This window comes from Sciscionella sediminilitoris, assembly GCF_000737195.2.
In the GTDB taxonomy this organism is placed as follows: Bacteria; Actinomycetota; Actinomycetes; order Mycobacteriales; family Pseudonocardiaceae; genus Sciscionella; species Sciscionella sediminilitoris.
In genome coordinates this window covers 1-25,468 of sequence record NZ_JALM01000002.1, presented here as the reverse complement: position 1 = coordinate 25,468, position 25,468 = coordinate 1, and the positions used below count along the sequence as shown (strand labels likewise).

Genomic DNA, 25,468 nt, shown 5'->3' with positions numbered 1-25,468 from the left:
ATGCAGCAGTATGAACTGGACGCCATCAAGGCGATCACCACCCGGGAACGCCCCGAGTACACGAGCATCGGGGTCGATTCGATCACCCCGATCCTCGGCGCCGAGGTCACCGGCGTCGACCTGGCCACGGAACTGTCCGCGACCCAGATCGCCGAGCTGCGCGCGGCCTTCCTGGACAACCACGTGCTCGTGTTCCGCGATCAGCACATCACCGAGGAACAGCAGAAGCGGTTCGCCGAACACTTCGGTCAGCCCCGGCCGGTCAACCCGCCGCCCGAGCACGGCGACCCGCACGTCCTCGAGCTCAACACCGACCCGAAATCGGAGAACGTCGCGGGCAACGGCTGGCACGCGGACGGCACCTGCGACGAGGAACCCTCGCTCGGTTCGATGCTCTACATCACCGAGGTACCGGAAGGGGGCAGCGGCGGGGACACCCTGTTCGCCAATATGCACCTCGCCTACGAGATGCTGTCCCCGGCGCTGCGGGCCATGCTCGACGAGCTGACCGCGCTGCACGACGGCGGGCTGCCGTACCGCGAGCTCGGCCTGACCCCGCCGGAGGGGCACATCGTGCACGTCAACGATCATCCCGTCGTGGTGCGGCATCCGGACACCGATCGGCGGCTGCTCTACGTCAACCCGGCCTACACCGTGCGCCTCAACGAGCTCGCCGCCGACGAGAGCAGGGCGGTGCTCGACCTGCTCTACGCCGTGGTCGCCCGCAGGCCGGTCCTGCAGTGCCGGGTCCGCTGGGCCCCGAACACCCTGGTGTTCTGGGACAACCGCAGCGTCCAGCACCACGCCACCTACGATTACTACCCGTTCGCCCGCTACGGCAAGCGGGTGGCCATCAACGGAGGTCCGCTCAAGGGGTGATCACCTTGTCCGGCCGCCATGGTGCGCCGCGTCCCGCGCGGATGCGGTAGTTGGGTGGGGTGAATTCGGCTCTGCCGTGGCGGATGCGGACTTCCCATTCGGTGTGGTGGATGAGGGCATGGTGCTGGCGGCAGAGCAGCACCATGTTTTCTTCGGTGGTGAGTCCGCCGTTGGCGTGGTGGTGAATGTGGTGTGCCTGCGTTAAGGCGGGTGGTTTGTCGCAGTCGGAGTGGGCGCAGCCGTTGTCTCTGGCGGTGAGTCTGCGTCGGAGTTTGGGTGGTGCGGTGCGGTCGCGGCATCCCATTTCGAGCACTTCGCCGTCTGATCCGAGTACTGTTGTGATGCTGTGTTGGTAGATACCAATCCGGCCTCCGGTAAGCCGGGTGTCGTCGGTCGGATGGGTCGTGTTCTTTGAGTCGGCTTACCTCCGGCCTCCTTGGTATGTCCGGCGTCGCAGGCGATGCGTCTGAGTTGCTGGGCGGGGATGGGGGTGCCGTCCATGGTGGTGGCGGTCCCGATCCCTTCGCGTAGGCTCTGTTCGGTCATGGTGACCATGATGGTGAAGGGTTCACCCCATTTTCGGGAAGGTTCTCCGGATTCGCCGCCACCTGAACGATATCGGCGAAGGCATCGGCGTCGCGTTCTGTTGGGGTGCGGGTGTCGGGGGTTCCGCCGTTGGCTTCGCTGCTGCGGGGTTTGCCGAGTGCGTCGAGGAGGCTGCGGAGTTTGAGTCCGGTTTCGTAGTCCAGGTGTCCGTGGATGTCCCATTGGTTGGCGTGTTGCCGGAGCCAGATTTCCCGATCCGGGCGCACAGGATCACGATCAGTCGGTGGGCGGCCGTCTGGGTCGAGGCGGGCCTGTAGTTCCCTGATTGGCCGGACGAGCCCACGCGGACCCACCTCACCAGCGATCTGGGCGAGGGCGTTTTCCGCGATCGGCCACGGGTCTTTGGCCAACACAGTTCCGATCAGCACCTCGGCGGGGAGTTCGGCAGCGAACTGACGAATCCGATCCACGTGTTCACTACCGACCGCACCCCGCGAATACGCTTCCGCGGTACTCGGCAGATCCGGGGACAATGGTTCCCCGCTGATTCCGAGCGCACCGAACAGGACTCGCGCCCGTTCGGCCATCCGGCGTGCTTCGGCACGACTGATCCGCAGTACATCCTGGGCCAGAGTCGCCGCCGAACCGCAGTATCCGAACTCGACCGGAGCACCCTCCTTGTCCAACTCGGCAAGCTGATGCAGCATTTCCGCTTCGGCACGCCGCACCACGGCAGCCTGTTCGATGAACCGGTCCAACCGCTCCCGGCTCGACAGCAGTGTTTCTATTTCCCCAGTGCTCATAATATCTATACTACCGAATGGCCACGCGGTTTTCCACGCCTTTTCGAGAATCGCCGAGGGCGTTTTCGGTCAGTGGTTGTCCTGCGGTGGGCTGAGCACCACGATCCATCTCGCCGTCGACGGGCGTGGCCTACCGATATGGTTCCTGCTCGCTCCGGTCTGAGCGGGAGACAAACCCACGACTGGTTCCGCCGTTGGACAGCATCAACGTGGTACGGCTCGGCCCGGGCGTCCCAAGCCATGACCGGAGACCGTGATCGTGGACAAGGCATGTTCGCATCCCTGGACACGACAGGCGGTACGGGACCGGCAGATCACGTTCGTCAGCTCGGAACGCGAGGGTCAGATCGTCCACCGCGCGGCCGAGGCGGGGCGGCCGGGCATCAAGTGGACCTGTCGAGAATCCACCGCTTCACTCGCGACAGATGTCAAACTGCGCCAGATCGCTCCGCCGGGGTGCCAGTGGACCGCTGGGGTCAGACTGCTGCGCCGCTACGGGGCTCCAGCCTGGCCGGTGAGGGCCTGCGGACTGGTGAGGGCGCGCAGCTGTTGCGAGCTGAGCAAACCCCGCTCCCGCACCAGTTCCAGCGCAGGCCGACCGGTGTGCTGGGCCTCCAGTGCGACCGAGGAGGCGATCTCGTAGCCGAGCGCGGGGCTCAGCGCGGTCACCAGTCCGGTCGAGGCGGAAACGGTGCCCGCGAGGTGATCCCGGTTGGCGGTGATGCCGTCGACGCAGTGCCGGGTGAGGATCGTGATCCCATTGGTGAGGTGATCGATCCCCGCGGTGAGCGCGCGGGCGATGATCGGCTCGAAGGCGTTGAGCTGGAGTTGCCCGCCCTCGGCGGCGAGGGTGACGGTGACGTCGTTGCCGATGACCTCGAAGGCGATCTGGTTGACGGCCTCGGGAATCACCGGATTGACCTTGCCGGGCATGATCGAGGATCCGGCCTGCATGGCGGGCAGCGCGATCTCGCCGAGTCCGGCCTGCGGGCCGGAGGACAGCAGCCGCAGATCGTTGCAGATCTTCGAGAGCTTGACCGCGACCCGTTTGAGCACCCCGGAAAGCTGCACGAACACGCCCACATCCTGGGTGGCCTCGATGAGATCGGGCGCACTGCTCAGGGTGTCGATCCCGGTGAGCGCGCGTAGCTGCGCGATGGCCCGCTCCCGATAACCGGGGCGGGCGTTGAGACCGGTGCCGATCGCGGTGCCGCCGAGGTTCAGCTCGTGCAACAGCGGACGGGCCTCGGCGAGGCGCTGTTCGTCCTCGGCGAGAGTGGCCGCGTAGGCGCCGAATTCCTGGCCGAGTGTCATCGGCACCGCGTCCTGCAGCTGGGTGCGGCCGATCTTGACCACCTCGGCGAATTCGGCCGCTTTCGCGGTGAACGCCGCGCGGAGACCGGCCAGTGCGCCGAGGAGTTCGCCGAGGTATCCGTCGAGCGCGAGTTTCACCGCGGTCGGGTAGACGTCGTTGGTGCTCTGGCCGAGGTTGACGTGATCGAGCGGATGCAGGTGTCCGTAGTCCCCGCGGGCGTGCCCGAGCAGTTCGAGTGCCCGGTTGGCGATGACCTCGTTGGCGTTCATGTTCGTGGATGTGCCCGCGCCGCCCTGGATCAGGTCCACGACGAACTCCTCGCGCAGCGCGCCCGCGCGGATCTCGGTGCAGGCGCGGGTGATCGCCTCGGCACTGGCCGCGTCGAGCGCGCCGATCTCGGAATTGGCCGCGGCGGCCGCCTGTTTGACCGCGGCCAGCGCGGTGACCAGATGCGGACGGTCGGCGAGTTTTTCGCCGGTGATGGGGAAATTGGCGAGGGCGCGGGCGCTGTGGGCGCCGTAATAGGCCTCGAACGGAACCTCGATCTCGCCGAGCATGTCGTGCTCGATCCGGGTGCTCATGCCGCGCGCTCCCGCATTGCCCGGTCCACACCCGTCCAGGCCAGCGCGATGGCGCCGTCGAGCATCGCGCGCTCGGCGGTCGCACCGACACAGAACGCGGCGAACTCGCGCTGATGATTGGTCGCCGGCAGGGAATCGATGCCGATATAGGGGTGAATGGCGGGCACGACCTGCGACACATTTCCCATATCGGTGGAAGCGCGGTTCATCCGCCCCGCGATACCGGGCGGCGCGAACTCACGGCCGAGTTCCACGGCGTTCGCCCGATACTCCGCCAGGGTGGCCTCATCGGTACGGAATTCCGCGTACGGCTTGCTTTCCGGTTCCACGGTCAGCTCGCAGCCGGTGGCGAGCGCACCCGCCTCGAAGGTCCGCATCACCCGCGGCTCGAGCTCGGCCAGTTCCTCGAGGGTTTCCGCGCGCACGTACCAGCGCCCGCTGGTGTGTTCGGGAATCGCGTTCGGGGCATCACCGGCATGCGTGACGCAGCCGTGCACGCGGGTGGTGGACGGCAACTGCTGGCGCAGCAGCCCGATCGCCACCTGGGCGACGGTGAACGCGTCCGCCGCGTTGACGCCCGCCTCCGGATAGGCCGCGGCATGCGCGGATTTCCCGGTATAGCTGATCTTCGAGTGGCTGACCGCGAACGGCCGTGCCTCGGCGACATCCACAGGGGCGGGGTGGATCATCATGGCGAGGTCCGCCCCGGCGAAGGCGCCGCGGTCGAGTAGTTCGATCTTGCCTCCGCCGCCCTCCTCGGCCGGGGTGCCGTACACCTCGACGGTGATCCCGGCATCCTCGGCCACGGCGGCGAGACCGAGCGCCGCACCGACGGAACTCGCCGCGATGAGGTTGTGCCCGCAGGCATGTCCCAGGCCCGGCAGTGCGTCGTATTCGGCGCACAGCGCGATCCTGGTCGGCCCGTTGCCGAACCGCGCGAGGAACGCGGTCTCCAGGCCGAGGTAGGCCGGGGTCACCTCGAATCCGGCGCGGTCGAGCAGTTCCGGGACCATGGCCGCGGAGCGGTGCTCTTCCCAGGCGGTTTCCGGATCGGCGTGCAACCGTTCGGAAAGCCGGACCAGTTCCGCGGAATGCCGGTCCACCTGTTCGCGGGCCGCGTCCTTCAGCGAGGGCATCACAGGTCTCCCGGCACGCCGTAGGAGGGAGCCGCCGCCGGATCGAGGCCGCGGCGCACGTAGTCGTCCCGTTGCGGCAGCCAGATCTCGAGCAGTTCGGCGAGCCCCTCGATGGGATCCTCGGCCCAGTCCACCCGCAGATCCGTGTCCCGCCAGTCCACATCGGACACCACGGCCATCCCGGCCGAGTGCACCGGTCCTTCCTCACCGCCCGCCGCGATCGCGGCCCGCGCGGCGGCCAGCAGCCGCTGCTCCAGTTCGCCCGTCGCCGAGGAATAGGCCTCGATCATCGCCTGTGGGATGTGTTCGCCGGCGAGCATGTTCCCCGCGGCGACCGCGCCATCGGCTACCGCGGTGGCATGGGTGCCGAGGGTTTTCTCGCCGCTGTAGGCGAACCCGGGTCCGGTGCGGCCGAGCACGGTCAGCTGCCGGTAGCCGATGTGTTCGGCCGAGCCCGTCACTTCGGACATCGCCCGCTCCGCGTCGCCGTGTGCGGCGAGGCGGTCCAGCAGCGCCGGGCCCAGCCGCGGATCGGTGATGTTCTGCGAGGATGCGGCGCCGACCCCGGGGCGCAGGTGCGCGACCCTGGCCACCACCGCGGGACTGGACGAGCTGGCCACGATGCCGAACCGGGGACCCGCCCCGGAATCCTCGCGTGCCGCGAGCGAGAAGGTCACTGTTCCTCCTTCGGGATCACCGCGATCGCGTCGATCTCGCAGAGCCATTCCGGGCGGGCGAGCGCGGAGACCACGAGCCCGGTGGAAATCGGGTGCACACCACGGGTCCAACGGCCCACGGCGCGGTACACCGCCTCGCGATATCGCGGATCGATCAGGTAGATGGTGAGCTTGACCAGATGCTCCATCCGGCTGCCCGCCTCTTCGAGGAGCATCTTGATGTTGGCCATCGCCTGCTCGGCCTGCGCGCCCGCGTCCCCGATGCCCACGGATTCGCTCGTGTCGAGGTCCTGGCCGATCTGCCCGCGGACATAGACGGTGTCGTTGGCGACGACGGCCTGGCACAGGTCGTTGTCGAGGTTCTGCTCCGGATAGGTGTCCCGGGTGTTGAACGGACGGATCCGCTTGTGGACGGTCATCGCTTGTCTCCTGATTCTGCACCGATCCCGGACAGCGTCCCGCGCCCAGGCGCCTTCTGTCCAATAGATCTTTCAGCATCAGAAGATCAGCTCAGCAGATGAAGCCCGGTCCGGGCTGCATCAGGAAATCAGAACTTTAAGGCCAACAAGATCTGTTGGACAGGGGCTTGGTTCACCGCGAGGATTCGATGAGGCGCTCGGCGGCGCCGAAGCGGCCCCGAAGCGGTTGGCCCGTTGTTCCGAAGTGGAGGTCTGGGATGCCGAACCAAGAGGTTGAGGTCCTCGTCGTAGGTGGGGGACAGTCCGGTCTGGCGATGAGTGAGCACCTGAGCGACTGTGGTTTGCCGCATCTCGTTCTGGAACGGGACCGGATCGCGGAGCGCTGGCGTTCGGAGCGCTGGGACTCCCTCGTGGCCAACGGACCCGCCTGGCACGACCGCTTTCCCGGACTGGAGTTCGGCGACATCGGCCCGGACGACTTCGCCTCGAAGGACCAGATCGCGGAGTATTTCGAGGCATACGCGGAAAAGATCGCCGCCCCGATCCGCACCGGGGTGGAAGTGACCTCCGTGCGGCGCAAATCCGGACAGCACGGATTCCGCGTGGAAACCAGCGAGGGCACCATCGACGCCCGGTTCGTCGTCGCCGCGACCGGACCCTTCCAGCGGCCGGTGATCCCCCCGATCATTCCCGCGGACGCCGGACCCGAACAGCTCCACTCCAGCAGCTACCGGAATCCGGAACAGCTGCCCGAGGGGGCCGTGCTCGTCGTCGGGGCCGGATCCTCCGGGGTGCAGATCGCCGAGGAACTGCGCCGTTCGGGGCGTTCGGTCTATCTCTCCGTCGGCCCGCACGACCGGCCGCCGCGCCGGTACCGCGGCCGGGACTTCGTGTGGTGGCTCGGGGTGCTCGGCAAGTGGGACGCCGAAACCCCGCCGCGCGGCGCGGAACACGTCACCATCGCGGTCAGCGGCGCACGCGGCGGGCACACCGTGGATTTCCGCGCGCTCGCCGATCTCGGTATCAACCTCGTCGGGCTCACCAGTTCCTTCGACAACGGCACCATCCGGTTCGCGCCGGACCTCGGCACCAATATCGCCAACGGCGACGCCAATTACCTCTCGCTGCTGCAGGAGGCCGACGCCTACGTCGAGCGCTACGGACTCGACCTGCCCGAGGAACCGGAAGCCCACGAACTGGGGCCCGATCCGGAGTGCGTCACCGATCCGATGCTCGAGCTCGATCTCGCCGCGGCCGGGGTCACCTCGATCGTCTGGGCGACCGGGTACGCGGTCGACTACGGCTGGCTGCAGGTGGACGCGCTCGACGAACAGGGCAGGCCCGCGCACCGGCGCGGTATCTCCACCGAGCCCGGCGTCTACTTCCTCGGGCTGCCCTGGCTGGCGCGGCGCGGATCGAGCTTCATCTGGGGCGTGTGGCACGACGCCAAGTTCGTGGCCGACCACATCGCCATCCAGAGCACCTACCAGCGGCACTGAGTTTTCGGCCGTCAGCCCTCGGCCGGCCGGTCCTCGCCGCGCAGCAGTTCGCGGCAGAATTCGGCGAAGGCCTGCGCCCTGCGGGTCAGCCGGGTGTTGCGCAGATAGGCGAGGACCACGGGCAGCGGCGGCACCGGGTCGAGCAAGGGGAGGGTGACGACCTGGCCACCGTCGTAGGTCGTGTCCCGGACCGGTCGCTGGTTGAGGATGGAATAGCCCTGGCCGTTGGCCACGAGTGAGCGCACGGTCTCGTAGTTCGAGCTGCGGTACCGCGGCTGCACGGACACTCCGGTGCTCTCGGTCAGGGACAGGAAGTACTCCCGGCTGTGCGGCAGGTCGTAGAGCACGAACGGATCCTCGGCGAGTTCGGCGATCCGCACCCCTTTCCGCTTGGCGAACCGGTGCCGTGGCGGCACGATCACATACGGTGGCGCCACGGTGACCTGTTCGGTGGTCAGTGGTTCGGCGAGGTCCATCTCGTACATCAGCGCCAGCTCACACCGGCCGTTCAGCAGGGCCTCCTGCAGTTCCTCGGTTTCCCCCTCGATTGCCTGCACCCGCAGATCGGGGTGCTGTTCGGCCAGTCCCGCGAACAGTCGCGGCAGCAGAAACGGGGACAGCGAAAGGAAACAGCCGATCATCAGCTCCCCGCTGAGCCGGGTGCCCAGTCCGCGCGCGGTCTCGGCCAGGTCATCGGCGTGCGCGAGGAAGTTCTTCAGCTCCTGCAGGAACCGGCTGCCCGCCGCGGTCAGCGAAAGCCCCTTGGCGTGGTGCCGGATCAGCAGCTGCACCTGAAGTGAGTGCTCCAGCTGGGAAACCGCGGTGGAAACGGCCGACTGGGAAACCCTGAGCTGCTGGGCGGCCGCGGTCATGCTGCACGCTTCGGCGGCGGTCGCGAAGTACCGTAACTGGACGAGAGTGAAGTTGACGTCGCCTGCCATGAAGACCTCATCATCGGGGTTGCCGGACGGCTCACATCATCAAATATTTTGATGCCTAGGTCCAATATTATGCGATTGACTGTTGATTCCCATTGAATCAGGATGATTTCTAATCCCTCTGTGGTCCAGGACACGGCAACCGATGATCCGGTGTGACCACGGAAATGACTACCCGTTCAGCGCTGTGTGGCGTGGCAGCAGGAAGGCTGACTCAATGGAGAGCGCTTCAGCGACACCGACCGTGGAAGTGCGGACGATCGATCAGGTCCCGGAGAACGAGCGGCACGGCCGGGCACGCGATCTGTTCACGATCTGGTTCGGCTCCAACATCATGGTGCTCACCATAGCGACCGGTGTTCTCTCGACTACGGTCTATCACCTTTCCCTCGGCTGGGCACTGGCCGGCATCCTGATCGGCAATCTCGTCGGCGGCATTTTCATGGCGCTGCATTCCGCGCAGGGACCGCAACTGGGTGTGCCGCAGATGGTGCAGACCCGCGGCCAGTTCGGGGTGTACGGCGCCCTGATGGTCGTGGTGCTGGTGATCATCATGTACGCCGGTTACTTCGCGTCGAACCTCGTGCTCGGCGGGCAATCCCTGCATGTGGTGGCACCGGTTCTCTCGGTGCCAGCGGGAATCGTGATCGTCGGCGTGGTCAGCGTCGCGGCCACGATATTAGGCTACAAACTGATCCACACCTACAGCAAGATCATGACGATCGCGGCGGGATTGGCGCTACTGCTGGCGTTCTGCTGGGTACTGTTCGTCCACGGGGTGCCCGCCGATCTGTTCGGCCGCGGCAGCGTCAGCCCCACCGGGCTGCTCGGCACGATCTCGGCGGCGGCACTGTGGCAGATCGCCTACGCGCCCTATGTCTCGGACTACTCGCGCTACATGCCGAAGGGAACCGGTGCCAAGCCCGCGTTCTGGGCCACCTACGGCGGATGCGTGCTCGGTTCGGTGCTGCCGATGGTGCTCGGCGCGCTGGTCGGGGTGATCGTCGGCGGGGACGATCCGGTCGCCGGGCTCGCCCAGCTGACCCCGGGTATCAGCACGGTGGTGCTGATCGTGTTCTCCATCGGGGTGGCCAACACCAACGCGATGAACCTGTACTGCGGGGTGCTCTGCGTGATCACCGTCGGGCAGACCCTGCGCCGCAACTGGGTTCCACGGGCCGGTGGCCGTGCGGTGGTCGCGGTGATCGTGTTCGCCGCCGCGCTGCTGCTCGCGCTGGCCGGTAAGGACAACTTCCTCGTCGTGTACGAGAACTTCATCGCGCTGCTGCTGTACGTGCTGACCCCGTGGACCGCGATCAACCTCGTCGACTACTACCTGGTGCGGCACGGTGAGTACGACGTGCAGTCGTTCTTCCGCGCGGACGGCGGTATCTACGGGCGGTTCAACGGCGCCGCGATCGCCGCGTACCTGCTCGGCATCGTCATCCAGGTGCCGTTCTTCTCCAGCAGCCTCTACACCGGCCCCATAGCCGGGCTGCTCAACGGGGTGGACATCTCCTGGATCGTCGGGCTCGTGATCACCTGCCCGTTCTACTACCTGGTCGCGCGGTACACGCGGCGGCGGGCGAATCCGCTCGGTGAAGCCGTGCTCGCCGGTGACTCCAGTTCGGCTTCGTGAAGGAGGCAATGGCATGACCGAGGAGAACACCCACGAGCAGTGGGCGAAACTGGCCGCGGAGTTCCGTCCCGAGGGCGAGGCGTTCATCGACGGTGCCCGTACCGGTGCGGAATCGGGGCGGACTTTCGCCTCGATCAACCCGGCGACCGAGGCGACCATCGCCGAGGTGGCCCGGTGCACGGACGCGGACGTCGACCGTGCGGTGCGCGCGGCACGGGCCGCGTTCGAGCGCGGTGACTGGTCCCGCGCCGATCCGGCGACCCGCAAGGCCGCGCTGCTGCGGCTGGCCGAACTCATCCGGGCCGATACGGAAGAGCTGGCGCTGACCGAATCGCTGGACATGGGCAAGCTCGTCGCCGAGGCCGCGGCCTTCGACATTCCCGGGACCGCGGACGTATTCGCCTGGTACGCCGAGGCGATCGACAAGCTCTACGACGAGATCGCCCCCGCCGCACAGGGAAACCTCGCCATGATCCGCCGGGAACCCATCGGCGTGGTCGGCGCGATCGTACCGTGGAACTTCCCGCTGGAAATGGCCTCATGGAAGGTGGCGCCCGCGCTGGCCGCGGGCAACAGCGTGGTGCTCAAACCCGCCGAACAGTCGCCGCTTTCCGCGCTGCGGCTGGGTGAACTCGCCCTCGAAGCGGGAATTCCGGCCGGGGTGCTCAACGTCGTCCCCGGCTACGGCGAGGAAGCGGGCCAGGCCATCGGGCGGCACCCGGACATCGACTGCGTGGCGTTCACCGGTTCCGGGGAGGTGGGCAAGCTGCTGCTGGAATACGCCGGACAGTCCAATATGAAACAGGTCTGGCTGGAATGCGGCGGCAAGAGCCCGAACATCGTGTTCTCCGACGCCGGGGATCTCGACGAGGTCGCCGAACTGGCCTGCTTCGGGATCTTCGCCAATCAGGGCGAGGTCTGCTCGGCCAATTCCCGGCTCCTGGTGCACGAATCGATCGCCGATGACCTGTTGCGGCGCATCACCGAACGGGCCGCGAAGATCCGGCCCGGTGATCCGCTCGACCCGGAGTCGAGCATGGGCGCGCTCGTGGACGCCGGGCACGCCGACCGCGTGCAGGGCTATATCGACCAGGCGCGCTCCTCTGCCGAACTGCTGCTCGGCGGCAACCGGGTCGGCATCGACGGCCGGGGCGCCTTCATCGAACCGACGATCTTCGACCGGGTGCCGGCCGGTTCCCCGCTCGCGGCCGAGGAGATCTTCGGGCCGGTGCTCGCGGTGCAGCGGTTCACCGATGAGGACGAGGCGGTGCGGCTGGCCAACGACAGCGTCTACGGCCTCGCCGCCTCGGTGTGGACCCAGGACATCTCGCGGGCGCACCGGATCGCCGACCGGTTGCGCGTCGGCACCGTTTCGCTGAACACCGTGGACGCGCTGAATCCCATCACCCCGTTCGGCGGTGTCAAGCAGTCCGGTTTCGGCCGGGATCTCTCGCTGCACTCGCTGGACAAGTACACCGCGTTGAAGACGACCTGGCTGAAGTACTGAGCCGGACCGAGATACCAAGGAGACGATAGTGCGAGGACTCGACGGAAAAGCAGCGTTCGTGACCGGTGCGGGATCGGGCATCGGGCGTGCCTGCGCGCTGCGCCTTGCCGAGGAAGGCGCCACCATCGCCGCGGTGGACATCCGTAAGGACGCGGCCGAGGAGACCGCGAAGACCATCGAGGCCGCGGGCGGAACCGCGGTGGGCGTGGAATGCGATGTGGCCTCCGGTACGGCCGTCGCCGCGGCCGTGGAGCGGACCGTGCAGGCACTCGGCGGGCTGAACGTGATCGTCAACGCCGCCGGGATCCTGGCCGCCGAAGGCGATGTCGTCGCATGCTCGGAGGACGACTGGGACCGGGTCATGGCGATCAACGTCAAGAGCATGTACCTGACCGGAAAGCACGGGGTTCCCGCGATCCTTGCCGCCGGTGGGGGAGCGATCGTGAACATCGCCTCGGTCTTCGGGTTCACCGCGCTGCCGGACGAATGCGCCTACGACGCCTCGAAGGGCGCGGTGCTCAACCTGACCAGGCACATGGCCGTGCAGTACGCGACCTCCGGGATCCGGGTCAACGCGATCTGCCCGTCCGACTGCGACACCCCGCTGCTGAACGCGCTGCTCAGCGAGGGCGATGTGGAGGCGGAGAAGGCCAAGCTCGCCGAGCCGATCCCGATGGGCAGGCTGGCCAAGCCGGAGGAGATCGCCTCCGGGGTGGCCTTCCTCTCCTCGGCCGACGCAGGATTCGTCACCGGTGTCGCGCTTCCCGTGGACGGCGGATTCCTGGCCCGATGAACACGGCGCAACCGGTCACCGTCGGCATCGCCCAGCTGGTTCCGGTCCCCGGCGAACCGGAACACAACGAAACCGTTGCCACCGAAGCGATCGATGCCCTCGCGGGGCAGGGATGCTCGGTTGTCGTGCTGCCCGAACTGTGGGCCTGCGGCTACCGGAGCGAATCGCTGCCCCGCGATGCCGCGGCCGTCGCCGAACCCGTCGACGGGCCACGGGCGCGCCGGTTCGCCGCGCTCGCCGCGAGGCACGGGATACTGCTGTGCGCCGGGACGTTCGTGGAATCCGCGGGCGGGTTGCTGTACAACACCGCGCTTGTCTTCGATTCGACCGGCGAACTCGTGCTGGCACAACGGAAAGTGCACCTGTATCCCCCTGGCGGGGAGCCGGAGGTGTTCGCCGCGGGCAGCCGGTTCGAGACCGTGGACACCGCCGAACTCGGCCGCATCGGCTGCGCCATCTGCTTCGACGGCGACTTCCCCGAGACCGCGCGGGAACTGGCCGCCGCCGGTGCCGGGGTGGTGCTCGCCCCCGCCGCCTACGAGACGGACGCGGAATCCTGGTGGGACACCCTGTATCCGGCGCACGCGATCACCAACGGCCAGTGGTGGATCATGGCCAACCAGCAGTGCGGGCCAGGGGTACCGATGCTGGGCGGCAGCCGCGTGCTCGCCCCGGACGGGCGCACCGTCGCGGCCGCCGCGCGCGGCACCGGCGAAGCGGAACTGTTGCTGTCCCGGATCGACGTGGCCGCGGAACGCGAGCGGGTCGCCCCCGCGGTGCGGTTGCTGGCGCACTGGCACACCGCCGGCTGATCGGCAGGCATGACATGACGATCGGTGTCGCGGTGACCCAGATGGCCTGTACCGATAGGGAAAGCGAGAACCTCGACCGCGCAGAACGGCTCATCCGGTACGCTGCCGCGCACGGTGCGCAACTCGTGCTCCTCCAAGAACTGTTCGCCGGGCCGTACTTCTGCCAGCAACAGGACCCGGTCCATCTCGCGCGCGCCCGCGAGGCAGACCGTTCGCCGGTTCTCGCCCGGATGCGATCGCTGGCGGCCGAACTCGGTGTGGTCCTTCCGGTCAGTTTCTACGAGCGAACACCGGATGCGTTGTTCAATTCCCTCGCGATGATCGACGCCGACGGCAGCCCGCTCGGTACCTACCGGAAATCCCATGTACCGAACGATCCCGGCTACTTCGAGAAGTTCTACTTCGCCGAGGGCGACACCGGCCTGCTCGTCTGGGACACCGCGGTCGGCCGGATCGGCGCGGGGATCTGCTGGGATCAGTGGTTTCCCGAAGCGGCCCGGGTGCTGACACTGCGGGGCGCGGACCTGTTGCTCTACCCGACCGCGATCGGCAGCGATCCGCTGTATCCGGGTGGATCACCGATGTCCCAGTGGCGGCGCTGCATGCAAGGGCACGCGGCCGCCAACTTCATCCCGGTGCTGGCGAGCAATCGGACCGGCACAGATTCCACTGTGGACGGTGACGGTCTCGAATTCCTCGGCAGCTCCTTCATCACCGATCATCACGGGGAAGTCCTCGCCGAGGCCGGGAAACACGGCGAGGAGGTGCTGGTGGCTCAGCTGAACCTCGAGCAGGCGCGCGCGGAACGCTCCATGTGGGGACTGTTCGCGGACCGCCGCCCCGAGCTGTACACGGCACTCACCGCGCGCTGATCCACGTCAGTTCTCCGCACGGTAGATGCGGGTTCCCCCGATCCAGGTCGAGTGGATCGGCAGGTGCACGAGTTCGTCCGCGGACACCGCGAGCGGGTCCTGTGCCCACACGGTGAGGTCGGCTCGGTTGCCGGGACGGATGCTGCCGAGGTCGGTGTCGCCCTGTGCCCGGGTGGCCCCCGTGGTGAAGCCGCACAGTGCTTCGTACGCGGAGAGCCGCTGCGCGGGTTCGAAGACGTGCGCGTCCGGGTGCCCGGGTTCGCGGCGCAGCCGGGCCCAGGCCAGCCCGATTCGGGCGTCGTACTGCGCGACCGGCCAGTCCGAACCGAGTGCGAGCGGTGCGCCGGAGCGCAGGACGTCGCCTGTCCGCCAGGCCAGCGCCGCCCGTCGCGGGTCCAGGCGGCTGGTCCACGAGTCGGATCCGTCCGGTGCGCGCCATTGCATGTGCAGCGGCTGCATCGAGGCCGTGATCCCCGCGGCGGCGAGCCGGTGCAGGTCATGTTCGGCAAGGCATTCCAGGTGTTCGATGCGGTGTGGTGCCCCGGAAGCCGCGCGTACACCGGCGCCGAGGTAGGCATCGATGGCCGCGCCGATGGCCCGGTCGCCGATCGCGTGTGTGGCGACCTGGAACCCCGCTTCGGCGTAGGTGCGCACGGTTTCGGCGTAGCGTCCGGGATCCGGCCAGAACGAGGACCCTCCCATGCCTTGGGTGTCCGGCTCGTACAGCCAGGCGGTTCCGGTGTCGATCACGCCATCGAGGAACAGCTTGATCAGCCCGCCACGCCAGCGTTCGCCGTGCCGGTCGCGTGCGGCGATGTTGGCGCGCACCGTATCCGCGTCCGACCCGGGCTGGTGGCCGAGCCCGCACATCAGCCGGACCGGCAGCCCGGAGCCACTGTGTTCGAGCTCGTCGAGCAGGTCGAAGGTGGCCGGATCGCCGTTCATCACGGTCGCACCGGTGAGCCCGGTGCCCGCGATCCGGTACAGGATCTCGCGCACCCGTTTCCGGAGTCGTTTCGCCGACAGCGCGGGCGCGGTGTCGGCGACCAGCGCATAGGCGGTGTGCTCGCGCAGTTCCCCGGTGGGGTGCCCGATGGAATCCAGCACGATCTCCGAGGAATCGGTGAATTCCCGGCCGCCGTGGATCCCGGCGAGCCGCAGTGCGGCGTGACTGGCCAGCGCGGTGTGCCCGTCGAAGAACAACAGGAAACACGGAAGGCCGTGCACCGCGTCCTCGATGGAGTCGGCACTGATCCGGCGACCGGCGAACAGCGCGTAGTCGAGATTCCAGCCGCGAACCCATTCGCCGGGACCGAGGCATTCGGCTTCGGCGCGTAACCGCTCGGTGAAGGTGGCGAAATCAGTGATCCCACCGAAATCGATTCCCATGGTCGTCTCGGCACCCTGGATCGGGTGCATGTGCCCGTCGACGAGGCCGGGCGTGACCGTGGCTCCGCCGAGATCCACGATCTCGGTGCTCCCGTCGCGGTGCGCGGCGAGCAGCCCGGTGTCGCCGATGTCCAGGATCCGCCCGCCTCCGATCGCAATCGTGTCGCAGTGCGGGTGCTCCGGGGCGAGGGTGTGTACGCGGGCGTTGACCAGGATCGTGTCGGCGCTCATGGAACTCATTTCTGTTGGGGGACCGTGGTTTCCAGGGTCTCGGTTTCGGAGAGGTCCAGCATCGGCGGGCGCCTGGTGAACAGGCGGGTGCGCGCCGCGAGCACCGCGGCACCGACCGTCAGCCAGCACAACCCGACGAGGAAGGTCAGCCAGCTCAGCGAGGTCCACAACCACACGGTGAGTACGAAACCGACGCCCGGCGCCACGGCGTGGGTGATCCACCGGCGTGGGCTGCGGGCCGCGCGGTCGCCGAGGAAGCTGCGCAGCAGTGCGAGGTTCACCATGGAGAATGCCGCCAGTGCCCCGAAGTTCACGATCTCCATGGCCGTGTTCAGGTCCAGTAGCAGCCCGACGAGTGACACCACCGCCACCGTGCAGGCGGCCACAACCGGAGTGCGGAACCGTGGGTGCAGATAGGCAAGCGGACGGGGCAGAATACCGTCCCGGCCCATCGCGTAGAGCACGCGTGCGGTGCTCACCTGCGCCGCGGTTCCGCACAGCACCGAACCGACCACATTGATGACCAGGAACGCGGAGACCAGTGCCGCCCCACCGACCCGCCCCATCAGGGAGAAACCGGCCGCCTCCAGATTCGTGATCGCGTGCCAGTCGGGGAACACGATGCTGCCCGCCCAGGCGACCGCGATGAAGAACAGTCCGCCGACCAGTACGGTCAGCACGATGGCGCGCGGGACATCGCGCTTGGGCCTGCGGGCCTCCTCGGCGAGCGTGGACACCGCGTCGAAACCGAGAAAGGACAGCGCCAGCACGCTCGCCCCGGCGAAGATCGGCCCGGCCCCGCCGTTCGGGACGAACCCGCCGAAAACGTTCACCGGCCCCGAATTCGTTGTGGTGTAACGGATCGACAGGACCACGAACAGGACGGTGAGCAGTGCTCCGGCGCCGACGAGGATCAGGTTCAGCCGGATGGCCACGGTGAGCCCGAGTACGTTCAGGCCGAGCACCACCAGCAGCGCCGACAGCATCATCACATCGCGCGGCAGTGCGGGGAACTGCTCGTGCAGATAGATCCCGACGAGCAGGAAATTGATCAGCGGGAGCAGCAGATAGTCGAGCAACAGCGCCCAGCCAGTCAGGAAACCGGCGTACCCGCCGAAGGACTGCTGCGCGTAGGTGTACGCGGATCCGGCTGCCGGATATCGCACCGCCATGCGTCCATAGGAGTGTGCGGTGAACAGCATGGCGACCGTGGCGACGAGATAGGCGGCGGGCAGATGGCCGTCGGTGGCCGCGACACCCGAACCGTACACGGTGAACACCGCGCCGATACCGAGATAGGTCAACCCGAACACGAGCAGCCGGAAGGTGCCGAGCGTACGCCGCAAGCTGGTGGTCGGAGTCGTCATACCGGACCTCTTCGTCCTAAAATTAATATAATTAATTTTAGGAAAGTAACAGCGTGCTGTGCCGAGGGTCAACCCGTCGGGCAGGATGGGCGGTGATGGACAGTGCACGCAGAGCCGGTCGGCCGAGTACCGCGATCCTGAGCAAGGAGCGCATCGTGGACGCGGCCTTCGCCGTTCTGCGCGAGTCCGGCACGGACAAGTTCAGCATGACCCGGGTCGCAGAGGCTCTTTCGGTGCGGGTTCCCGCGCTGTACAACCACTTCCGGAACAAGACGGCCCTTGTCGACGCTATGCGGGAACAGGTCGCCAAGGACATCGACGCCACCCCCTTCGACCGGCTGCCCTGGGACGAGGCCGTGGTGCCCTGGGCGTGGTCCTACCGGGACGCTTTCGCTGCCCGCCCCGCCGGTATCGACCTGCTGGCCGCCACGCCCGTCGACACCCCGCAGGTCGCCGAGGACTACGAACGGATCAGCCGCGGCCTGCGTCGTGGAGGCTGGCCGCTCGAGGAGATCGTGGACGTCATCGTGACCCTCGAGTCCTTCGTCATCGGCTCGGCCCTGGATGCCCTCGCACCTGCCGACAACCTACGGCTGACCGCCGCTGCCGAACACGCGCCGGAGTTCGTGGCGGCCGAACGAACGCGTGCGGCCAAGCCCGGTATCGCCGCCGATCGGACCTTCGAGATCGGTCTGCGGGTACTGGTTTCCGGCCTGCGTCTCCGGCTGGCCGAACTGACCGGTTGATCGCGGCACGCACCGCGCGCAGACCTCGTTCGGCGGACTGGCGAAGTTCATGGCGAAGGTGCTCGGGTGGGCGGCAGGCGGTTCCACTTCCGCGAACCGGGGCGGCAACGAACCGGCGGTGTGGGTTCCCGTCCGGTGACCGGGCCGTTCACCGCACCGCCGCGCGCACGGGTTCCCGCGTCCTGTTCCGGCCGAGCCGTGCGGCGCAGCAGACGCTGACGGTGCTGATGATCGCGGTGGCGATGAGCCAGAAGCTGGGCGCCAGTGCGGTTCCGGTGAGCTGGATGAGCCCGGTCGAGATGAGCTGGGTACAACCGCCGAACAGGGCGAGCCCGATGTTGTAGCCGATGGAAAGACCGGTGCTGCGGATGTGGGTGGGGAATATCTCCGCCTTGAACGCGGTGTTCGGCGCGGTGTAACAGGATTTGATGAGGGCGATCAGCGCCATCACGGTGATCATGACCGGCAGCAGCGGGTTCGTGGTCAGCAGCAGGAACAGCGGGAGGATGGTGACGGCGAGGCCGATGCTGCCGATGACCATCACCCGCACCCGGCCGAACCGGTCGGAGCAGTGCCCGGCGACCGGATCGGCGACCACGGAGACCGCGTAACCGACCACGGCGGCCAGGAAGGTCGCCGAGGAGGGCATGCCGAGCTCGCGGACGCTCATCGTCGGCATGTAGGTGACCAGATAGCTGCTCGAGGATGAGAACGCGACGAGCCCGATGACCAGGAGCATGCGGGTTTTCTGGGTGCTGAACACCTCGCGCAGCGGATGCCGCCGGACCTCGGTGCGGGCGGCGTGGTACTCGGCGGAATCGCGCAGTTTCCGGCGCAGGTAGTAGCCGACCGGGCCGACGAGCACGCCGAAGGCGAGCGGGATCCGCCAGGCCCAGGCGTCGAAGACGGTGTCCGGTAGCGCCGCGGTGAGCACGGTGAGCAGCACCGCGGCGAGCAGGCTGGCGATCGACTGGCTGGCGATGACCCAGCTGCCGAAGAACCCGCGCCGTGCCGGATTCCGTTCGATCAGGAACGAGGCCGCGCTGGAGAACTCGCCGCCGTAGGAGAATCCCTTGATCAGCAGCGCGAGGAACATGCCGATCGGCGCGAGCACCCCGATGCTGGCGTAGGTGGGCATGAACGCCATGAGCACGGTGCCGATGAACATCAGCTTGATGCACAACGAAAGCGCCGGGATGCGGCCCTTGCGGTCGGCGTACACGCCGAGGACGATCGCCCCGAACGGGCGGATCAGGAAGGAGACGCCGAAGGTGGCGACCGAGGCGAGCAGGGAAAGCGCGGGATTGCTCGCCGGGAAGTACTTTCCCGCGATCACCCCGGACATGAGCGCGTACACGGAGAACGCGTAGTTCTCCATGCCGTGTCCGATGGTGGCCGCGGCGACGTCGCGCACGGTGGTTCGGGCGGAAGCGGACATGGGGCTGACCTCAGTTCGGGACGGGAACGGGCGCGCGGCGGATCTCTTCCGCGTCGATGGGCAGATAGGTGCCTTCGTGGATGTATTCCTCGAGGCGGGCCGCGACGGCGCGCCGGTAGCGTTCGCCGTCCCCGTAGAGGCGGCGGAGTTTGTCCGCCGGGAACGGGGTTTCGTTGCCGTGGTACCAGCTCGGGCGCCCGACCGGGGTGGCCGCGACGAGCGTGGAAACCGGGACGTCGGTGTAGGTGGTGCGCAACCCGCCGAGGGCATTGCCGTGTTCGTCGCGGGCGATTTCCTCGGTGCCCGCAAGGGTTTCCAGGACCTTTCCCGGAGGCGGCGGGGTGCCGTGCTCGCTCCAGCCGAGCAGTGCCTGCCACAGCGCGTGATAGACGTGCCCGTTCGGGAAGGTACTCCACCGTGCGTCCTCCGGCAGCGGGCAGCCGGCCAGCCGGGTGCGGTCGGCCGCCGACATGTACCGGGTCTCCCGGTGCGCCATCCCGGCCACCTCGTAGAGCCGGAACAGCGCTCCGTCCGCGCGCCGGTGGCTCAGCCCGCGCACCTGGCCGGAAACTCCGCAGGGTTCCCGGACGGACTGGAATTCGGCTTCACCGAGAACCTCGATCACCGGGGCATCGATGTCCGGAAGCGCGGGACCGCCGGAGGCGCCGGGCAGGTAGCCGTCGAAGACCGGGTACCTCGCATGGTGGTTGCGGATGAACTCGCGTACCACGCCGCCGGTCTGGGAGATCCCGCCGAAGAAGATTCTCCGGGCGGCGAAGCCACATCCCGGGAGTCCGGCGCGCAGGGCACGGGCGATGGCGGCGATGATCTCCGGTGACTGCGGGGTCGCCGTCCGCCAGCGGGCCATGAACGCGTCGTAGCGCGCGGCGAGCTCTTCGCGGCCCAGCCCGGGCTCGAACGGGATGCTCGCGGCGAAATCCTTGGCACGTTCGCCTTCGGTGAACCGGAACGAGCGGTATCGCTGCGGATCCGAGGCCGCGACGAGCCCCATCGCGGACGGTGCCTGCGAATCGATCTCCACCCAGACGTGGTTGCCGCGCATGACGAACCGGTTGATCGCCCGCCATACCGAGGTACCGCCCCAGATATGGCTCACCTCGGTGATCGCGGTTCCGCTGCACCGGCGCACATCCGCGGGCCTGCGCACCAGGATCCGGGTACCGAACCCGGCACCCGCGGCCGTGCCCTCGACGAGGTATTCCTCCTGCACGTAGTCGTACTCCGCGAGCCGGTCCAGCCCGTACGGTTCGAGCACATGCGCCCGGGAGGTCTCCGTTTCCGGGATCGGTCCGGAAAGCACGGCTTCGGGCATCGGGTCACCTCACGTCGGTTGGGCGGTACAGCGAGGGAGTATGGCAACCGAGTGCCCGGAACCGGATGGATGTTTACCGCACCTGAGACAAACATCGGTGCCGTGGTGATGGTTGGATGCGTTCGTGGCTGTCGTACTCGATCTGCACGGGATCCGCCCGGAATCGGTCCGGACCCGATGCGATGCGGCCGCGGAACTGATGGCCTGCCTGCACGTGCTCGCCGAACCGGGCCACCATCCAGACCGGGCGCGCTGGGTGCGTGAGGTGCGCGCGGGCTTCCCCGAGTGGTTCGCGGTGGAGCTCGGCCGCCTGGAACCGCTGTGGGCACGGTTCCGGACCCGGCTGCTGCTGCCCCTGACCGCGGACGGCAGCGGCGAGCTGGACGAGGCGGTCGCCGCGCTGCAGCGCCTGGATGTCGGCGCGTTCACCAGGTTGTGTGCCGACGCGGTGCACGGATTCGCGCCGAGCTGCCCGTGGCAACTCGACGATGCCGGGGGAGCGCGCGAATTCGTGCGCGCCTGCAACAATCGCTCGCCCGCGCGGGGAGCATTGGCCGCCGCACTTGTCGCCGATCCGGAACGGGTGCGCGAACGGTTGCTGTCCGTGCTGCTCGGTGCCGGGGAACTGTTCTTCGGTGCGCTGTGGCCGCGATTGCGCTCAGCCATGCGGGGTTCGGTGGAGCTGCTCGGCGAACGGGTGCGCACCGGCCCGCTTCCGCTCGTGGTCAGCTCCCTGTCCCCGACCGCGGAGGTCGACAACGCCGCACAGACCGTGCGGTTCGAAAAGCTGCAGTCCGCGCGGTTTTCCCTGACCGAACGGGAACTGGTCCTGGTCCCCACCCGGTTCGGCCACCCGCATCTCCTGGTCAAGGGGGAGTCCGAACCGGGAATGAACCTGCCGGTACTGGTTCAGTTCCCCGCCGAGCACACCGAGGAGGACAGTCTCGAACAGGTGCGGATCCGGCTGCTGGCGCTCACCGATCCGGTGCGGCTCGGGTTGTGCCGTCACCTGATCAACGAGGCCTGCACCACGACGGAATTGGCCACCCGCACCGGAATGAGCCCGCAGCAGGTGTCCCGGCATCTGCGCAAACTGCGGGACGCGGGACTGGTCATCGGCGAGCGGCAGGGAAGATCCGTCCGCTACCGGATCGTGCTCAGCAAGCTGTACGGGCTCGGCCACGACCTGGTCACCCGGATCGTGCGCTGATCCCGGTTCAGCGGGCCAGCCGCCCGGCAGCGAGTCCGGCGAGCAACGCGGCACCCTGGCTGGTCACCGATCCGTCGAACCGGGCCCTGGGGGAGTGGTTGGCCGGGACGAGGGCGGGATCCGCACCGGGGATGTGGGCGCCGAGGAACAGCAGCGCGCCGGGCACCTCCTGCAGCACCCTGGAGAAGTCCTCGGACCCCTGGGTGGGGTGCTCGGGGCTGTCGAATCGCCGCTCGCCGAACAGTTCCCTGGCCACGGTCGCGCTGAACTCGGCTTCGGCGGCATCATTGACGGTGGCCGGGTAACCGGGGACCAGCCGCATGTCCACCGAAACCCCGTGTGCCGCGGCGATTCCCTCCAGATACCGGCCGAACACCTCGCGCAGCCGCGGTTCCAGTCCGGCATTGGTGGTGCGCACCGTCGCCTCGAAGGAGGCCGTGTCGGCGATGATGTTCGCCGAGGTGCCACCGGAGAGCCTGCCCACCGTGACGATCACCGAGGAGAACACGTCGAACGAACGGGTCACCGCGGTCTGCAGGGTGCTGACCATTTCGGCGGCGGCGACGACCGGATCCCTGCCCTCGTGCGGGGTCGCGCCGTGCCCGCCGGTGCCGTGCACGGTGACCTCGAGGGTGTAGGAAGCGAACAGGGTCGTCCCGGCCCGTCCGGAAACCAGCCCCGCGGGCAGCCGGTGCGGCACCACGTGCAGCGCGTAGGCGTGGTCCGGACGCCGTCCCGATGTCTCGAGCAGTCCCTCCCCGAGCATCACGCGTGCCCCGTCGTACCCCTCCTCGCCGGGCTGGAACATGAACACGACATCCCCGGCGAGGCGATCCCGGTGGGCGCTGAGCAGGCGCGCCGCTCCGACCAGCCCGGCGGTGTGCAGATCGTGGCCACAGGCGTGCATCGCGCCGTTGGTGGCGGCGAAGTCCTCCCCGGAACCTTCCGGAATCGGCAGCGCGTCCATATCGCCGCGCAGCAGCACGGTGCTCGGTTCCTGTCCTTCGGCGGGCTCGCCGGTGCCGCGCAGCACGGCGGTGACCGATGTGGTCTCGGTCCCGGTGCTGACCTCGAGCGGCAGCCCTTGGAGTTCTTCGAGGACCTGCTCCTGGGTGCGCGGCAGGTCCAGGCCGACCTCGGGGATCCGGTGCAGGTCCTCCCGCAGCCGGACCAGATCGGGCCGCATCGCCTCCGCGTCGTCGAGCAGGTCCACGAGCCCTCCTTGGTCGGTTCACGTTGTCCGGCCGTATTCTGGAACGATACTCGGGAAAACCTGCTCGATCGACGGATATGACCACTGACTCCGCTGTACCGCCAGAAAACGATCACCTTGATGTGGACGAGGAGGATCTGGCGCTCATTCACGCCCTGCAGCTGCGGCCGCGCGCCGCCTGGACCGCGCTCGCCCCGGTGCTCGGCAGCTCACCCACCGCGCTCGCCCAGCGCTGGCAGCGGCTGCGCGCGGCAGGGCTGGCCTGGGTGACCGCCTATCCGGTGCACGGGGCGCTTTCCGGGGACGCGGTCGTCGCCCTGGTCGAGGTGGACTGTCTCCCCGGATCGGTGGACGAGGTCGCGGCGCGGGTGGAACGCATGCCCCGGGTACACAATCTCGAACACGCCGCGCAGGGCAGGGATCTGCTGCTGACCGTGTCCGCCGGTACCTTCGGCGAGCTGTCCGCGCTGCTGCTCGACGAGCTGCGCCATATTCCGGGGGTGGCCACGGTCCGCTCCCATCTCGGCGCCCGGATGCACATCGAGGGCAGCCAGTGGCAGCTCGACGCGCTCGACCGGGGACAGCGCGAGGCGATCCTGCGCTCCGGGAAACGCGAACGGGTCCGGCCGGACGAGCCGGTCTATCTGCGTTCCCGGGTGTTCGAACCACTGGTGACCGCGCTGGCCTACGACGGAAGGGCCACCGCGGCCGAGCTCGCCGAGCGGCTGCACCGCCCGGCATCGACCGTGCGCCGCCAGCTCGCCGCGCTGCTCGGTTCCGGTGTGCTGCGGCTGCGCTGTGAGATCGCCCAGTTGCACACCCGCTGGCCGATGCACGCGGTGTGGTGGTGCCGGTTGCCGATCAGCGCGCTGCCGGAAACCGTGGCCCGGCTGCGCGAGGATCCCCGGATCCGGCTGTGCATGTCGGTGACCGGTTCGGCGAGCCTCGTGGTCAACGCGTGGACCGCCGATCTGGCCGATCTCCTTTCCCTGCAGGACGTTCTCGAACGGCTGCTGCCCGCGGGCGGGATCGTGGACGGTTCGGTCATCCTGCGCACCAGCAAACGGGTCGGCTGGCTGATGCATCCGGACGGGCGGTGCACCGGCGAGGTGATTCCGTTGCCGGGCCCGCCGTCCTGAGGGCTATCGGCCCGCACAGGTCAGTACCGCGGCGAGGCCCTCTCGCAGGTCCTCGACGAAATACCCGGGAACCTCCAGCGAGGGGAAGTGTCCTCCGGTCTCGGGTTCTCGCCACCGGACGATCTGCCGGTACCGCTGTTGTGCCCACGGGCGCGGGTATTTCTCGATATTGCGGGGATACGTGGTGATCGCCGAGGGAACGTCGACCCGGAGTTCGGGGTCGAGCGAGTTGTGGCTCTCGTAGTAGATGCGGGCCGCGGACGCGCCGCTGCGGGTCAGCCAATACAGGGTGACATCGTCGAGAATCCGGTCCCGGGAAATCGTCTCGAACGGGCTGTCCTCGGTGTCCGACCATTCGGCGAATTTGTCGAGAATCCAGGCGAGCAACCCGACCGGTGAATCGACGAGTGAATAGCCGATGGTCTGTGGCCGGGTCGCCTGCTGCTTGGCATACGCCGCGCGGTGCCGCCAGAAATGGCGGGTTTCCGCGGCCCACTCGCGTTCGGCCGCCGTGAGTCCTTCCGTCGGCAGGCCGGGCGGGCCCGCAGCGAACAGGGTGTGAATGCCGAGCACCTGCTCCGGGAACCTGCCGGCGAGAACCGTGGTGATATTGCCTCCCCAGTCGCCGCCGTGGGCCACGAATTTCTCGTAACCGAGCCTGCTCATCAATTCCACGAAGGCGGCCGCGATCTTTTCGGTTCCCCATCCGGTCGTGGCCGGTTTGTCGCTGTAACCGAAACCGGGTAGCGAGGGGATCACGACGTGGAATGCCGGGGCGCTCGCATTCTTCGGCTCCGCGAGTTCGTCTGCCACATCGATGAATTCGGCGATACTTCCCGGCCACCCGTGCGTCAGGAGTAGCGGAGTGGCGTCCGTACGGGCGGATCGGCGGTGCAGGAAGTGGATTCCCAGACCGTCGATGGTCGTGCGGAACTGGCCGATCCGATGGAGGCGGTCCTCGAACGAGCGCCAGTCGTACTCGGTGC

At 68.0% G+C, this 25,468-nt stretch carries 23 protein-coding genes; 11 read left to right on the top strand and 12 right to left on the bottom strand.

Annotation, left to right across the window (positions count from 1 at the left end; translation table 11 throughout):
- Entirely contained in the window at positions 1-879 is an 879-nt protein-coding gene (locus AD72_RS00330) for a TauD/TfdA dioxygenase family protein (protein ID WP_031464284.1), read from the top strand.
- A 76-nt stretch (positions 880-955) separates the two neighbouring features.
- The gene (locus AD72_RS38080) at positions 956-1,084 is read left to right on the top strand and encodes a hypothetical protein (protein WP_343123690.1); all 129 of its coding nucleotides are present in this window, start codon (positions 956-958) and stop codon (positions 1,082-1,084) included.
- A 337-nt stretch (positions 1,085-1,421) separates the two neighbouring features.
- Here the strand turns inward: AD72_RS38080 and AD72_RS38075 are convergent, their stop codons facing one another.
- From AD72_RS38075 to AD72_RS00305, 5 genes are all read right to left on the bottom strand, one after another.
- The gene (locus tag AD72_RS38075) at positions 1,422-2,228 is read right to left on the bottom strand and encodes a DUF222 domain-containing protein (protein WP_343123689.1); all 807 of its coding nucleotides are present in this window, start codon (positions 2,226-2,228) and stop codon (positions 1,422-1,424) included.
- A 492-nt stretch (positions 2,229-2,720) separates the two neighbouring features.
- On the bottom strand, positions 2,721-4,124 hold the full coding sequence (locus AD72_RS00320; RefSeq protein ID WP_031464282.1) for an aspartate ammonia-lyase: 1,404 nt from the start codon (positions 4,122-4,124) through the stop codon (positions 2,721-2,723).
- Positions 4,121-5,260, bottom strand: coding sequence for a M20 family metallopeptidase (locus AD72_RS00315; protein ID WP_031464281.1), 1,140 nt, complete (start codon positions 5,258-5,260; stop codon positions 4,121-4,123). Before AD72_RS00315 ends, AD72_RS00320 begins: the two co-directional genes overlap by 4 nt.
- A complete protein-coding gene (locus tag AD72_RS00310) occupies positions 5,260-5,937 on the bottom strand; it encodes a DUF1028 domain-containing protein (RefSeq protein WP_031464280.1) in 678 nt (225 codons plus the stop codon). Before AD72_RS00310 ends, AD72_RS00315 begins: the two co-directional genes overlap by 1 nt.
- A complete protein-coding gene (locus AD72_RS00305; RefSeq protein ID WP_031464279.1) occupies positions 5,934-6,356 on the bottom strand; it encodes a RidA family protein in 423 nt (140 codons plus the stop codon). Before AD72_RS00305 ends, AD72_RS00310 begins: the two co-directional genes overlap by 4 nt.
- A gap of 257 nt (positions 6,357-6,613) precedes the next feature.
- Here AD72_RS00305 and AD72_RS00300 point away from each other — a divergent pair, with 257 nt between their 5' ends.
- Entirely contained in the window at positions 6,614-7,855 is a 1,242-nt protein-coding gene (locus AD72_RS00300) for a flavin-containing monooxygenase (RefSeq protein WP_031464278.1), read from the top strand.
- 11 nt (positions 7,856-7,866) lie between these two features.
- Here the strand turns inward: AD72_RS00300 and AD72_RS00295 are convergent, their stop codons facing one another.
- Positions 7,867-8,796 carry a LysR family transcriptional regulator gene (locus AD72_RS00295; protein WP_031464277.1) on the bottom strand — a complete coding sequence of 310 codons (930 nt, stop codon included), beginning with the start codon at positions 8,794-8,796 and terminating at the stop codon, positions 7,867-7,869.
- 214 nt (positions 8,797-9,010) lie between these two features.
- On the opposite strand from AD72_RS00295, the gene AD72_RS00290 reads away from it, so the two are divergent.
- The 5 genes from AD72_RS00290 to AD72_RS00270 are packed head-to-tail and all read left to right on the top strand — an operon-like array spanning position 9,011 to position 14,416.
- Positions 9,011-10,432 carry a purine-cytosine permease family protein gene (locus tag AD72_RS00290; protein ID WP_031464276.1) on the top strand — a complete coding sequence of 474 codons (1,422 nt, stop codon included), beginning with the start codon at positions 9,011-9,013 and terminating at the stop codon, positions 10,430-10,432.
- 13 nt (positions 10,433-10,445) lie between these two features.
- A complete protein-coding gene (locus AD72_RS00285; protein WP_031464275.1) occupies positions 10,446-11,939 on the top strand; it encodes an aldehyde dehydrogenase in 1,494 nt (497 codons plus the stop codon).
- Positions 11,940-11,967: 28 nt separating this feature from the next.
- Entirely contained in the window at positions 11,968-12,732 is a 765-nt protein-coding gene (locus tag AD72_RS00280) for an SDR family NAD(P)-dependent oxidoreductase (RefSeq protein WP_031464274.1), read from the top strand.
- Positions 12,729-13,544 (top strand): carbon-nitrogen hydrolase family protein, encoded by an 816-nt coding sequence (locus AD72_RS00275; RefSeq protein WP_051897628.1) that lies wholly within the window; start codon positions 12,729-12,731, stop codon positions 13,542-13,544. The genes AD72_RS00280 and AD72_RS00275 overlap by 4 nt, the downstream gene beginning before the upstream one ends.
- Before the next feature lie 14 nt (positions 13,545-13,558).
- Positions 13,559-14,416: a nitrilase-related carbon-nitrogen hydrolase gene (locus AD72_RS00270; RefSeq protein WP_031464272.1), complete on the top strand. Its 858-nt coding sequence runs from the start codon at positions 13,559-13,561 to the stop codon at positions 14,414-14,416.
- 6 nt (positions 14,417-14,422) lie between these two features.
- On the opposite strand, the gene AD72_RS00265 is transcribed toward AD72_RS00270, so the two are convergent.
- The gene (locus AD72_RS00265) at positions 14,423-16,036 is read right to left on the bottom strand and encodes an amidohydrolase (RefSeq protein WP_197284839.1); all 1,614 of its coding nucleotides are present in this window, start codon (positions 16,034-16,036) and stop codon (positions 14,423-14,425) included.
- A 5-nt stretch (positions 16,037-16,041) separates the two neighbouring features.
- Positions 16,042-17,403 carry an APC family permease gene (locus AD72_RS00260; protein ID WP_031464270.1) on the bottom strand — a complete coding sequence of 454 codons (1,362 nt, stop codon included), beginning with the start codon at positions 17,401-17,403 and terminating at the stop codon, positions 16,042-16,044.
- A 95-nt stretch (positions 17,404-17,498) separates the two neighbouring features.
- On the opposite strand from AD72_RS00260, the gene AD72_RS00255 reads away from it, so the two are divergent.
- The gene (locus AD72_RS00255; RefSeq protein WP_037344406.1) at positions 17,499-18,149 is read left to right on the top strand and encodes a TetR/AcrR family transcriptional regulator; all 651 of its coding nucleotides are present in this window, start codon (positions 17,499-17,501) and stop codon (positions 18,147-18,149) included.
- A 148-nt stretch (positions 18,150-18,297) separates the two neighbouring features.
- Here the strand turns inward: AD72_RS00255 and AD72_RS00250 are convergent, their stop codons facing one another.
- Both AD72_RS00250 and AD72_RS37040 read right to left on the bottom strand, forming a co-directional pair.
- Positions 18,298-19,587 carry an MFS transporter gene (locus AD72_RS00250; protein WP_031464268.1) on the bottom strand — a complete coding sequence of 430 codons (1,290 nt, stop codon included), beginning with the start codon at positions 19,585-19,587 and terminating at the stop codon, positions 18,298-18,300.
- A 10-nt stretch (positions 19,588-19,597) separates the two neighbouring features.
- Positions 19,598-20,920 carry an alpha/beta hydrolase domain-containing protein gene (locus tag AD72_RS37040; protein ID WP_031464267.1) on the bottom strand — a complete coding sequence of 441 codons (1,323 nt, stop codon included), beginning with the start codon at positions 20,918-20,920 and terminating at the stop codon, positions 19,598-19,600.
- 124 nt (positions 20,921-21,044) lie between these two features.
- Between AD72_RS37040 and AD72_RS00240 the strand changes: the two genes are divergently transcribed.
- Positions 21,045-22,130 carry an ArsR/SmtB family transcription factor gene (locus tag AD72_RS00240; RefSeq protein ID WP_037344404.1) on the top strand — a complete coding sequence of 362 codons (1,086 nt, stop codon included), beginning with the start codon at positions 21,045-21,047 and terminating at the stop codon, positions 22,128-22,130.
- Between the two features lie 7 nt (positions 22,131-22,137).
- Here AD72_RS00240 and AD72_RS00235 read toward each other — a convergent pair whose 3' ends face one another.
- The gene (locus AD72_RS00235; protein WP_031464265.1) at positions 22,138-23,343 is read right to left on the bottom strand and encodes a M20 metallopeptidase family protein; all 1,206 of its coding nucleotides are present in this window, start codon (positions 23,341-23,343) and stop codon (positions 22,138-22,140) included.
- Positions 23,344-23,465: 122 nt separating this feature from the next.
- On the opposite strand from AD72_RS00235, the gene AD72_RS00230 reads away from it, so the two are divergent.
- Positions 23,466-24,482 carry an Lrp/AsnC family transcriptional regulator gene (locus tag AD72_RS00230; protein ID WP_031464264.1) on the top strand — a complete coding sequence of 339 codons (1,017 nt, stop codon included), beginning with the start codon at positions 23,466-23,468 and terminating at the stop codon, positions 24,480-24,482.
- 3 nt (positions 24,483-24,485) lie between these two features.
- Here the strand turns inward: AD72_RS00230 and AD72_RS00225 are convergent.
- Positions 24,486-25,468, bottom strand: a 983-nt coding sequence (locus tag AD72_RS00225; protein ID WP_031464263.1) for an epoxide hydrolase family protein, incomplete at its 5' end; no start/stop codon positions are given.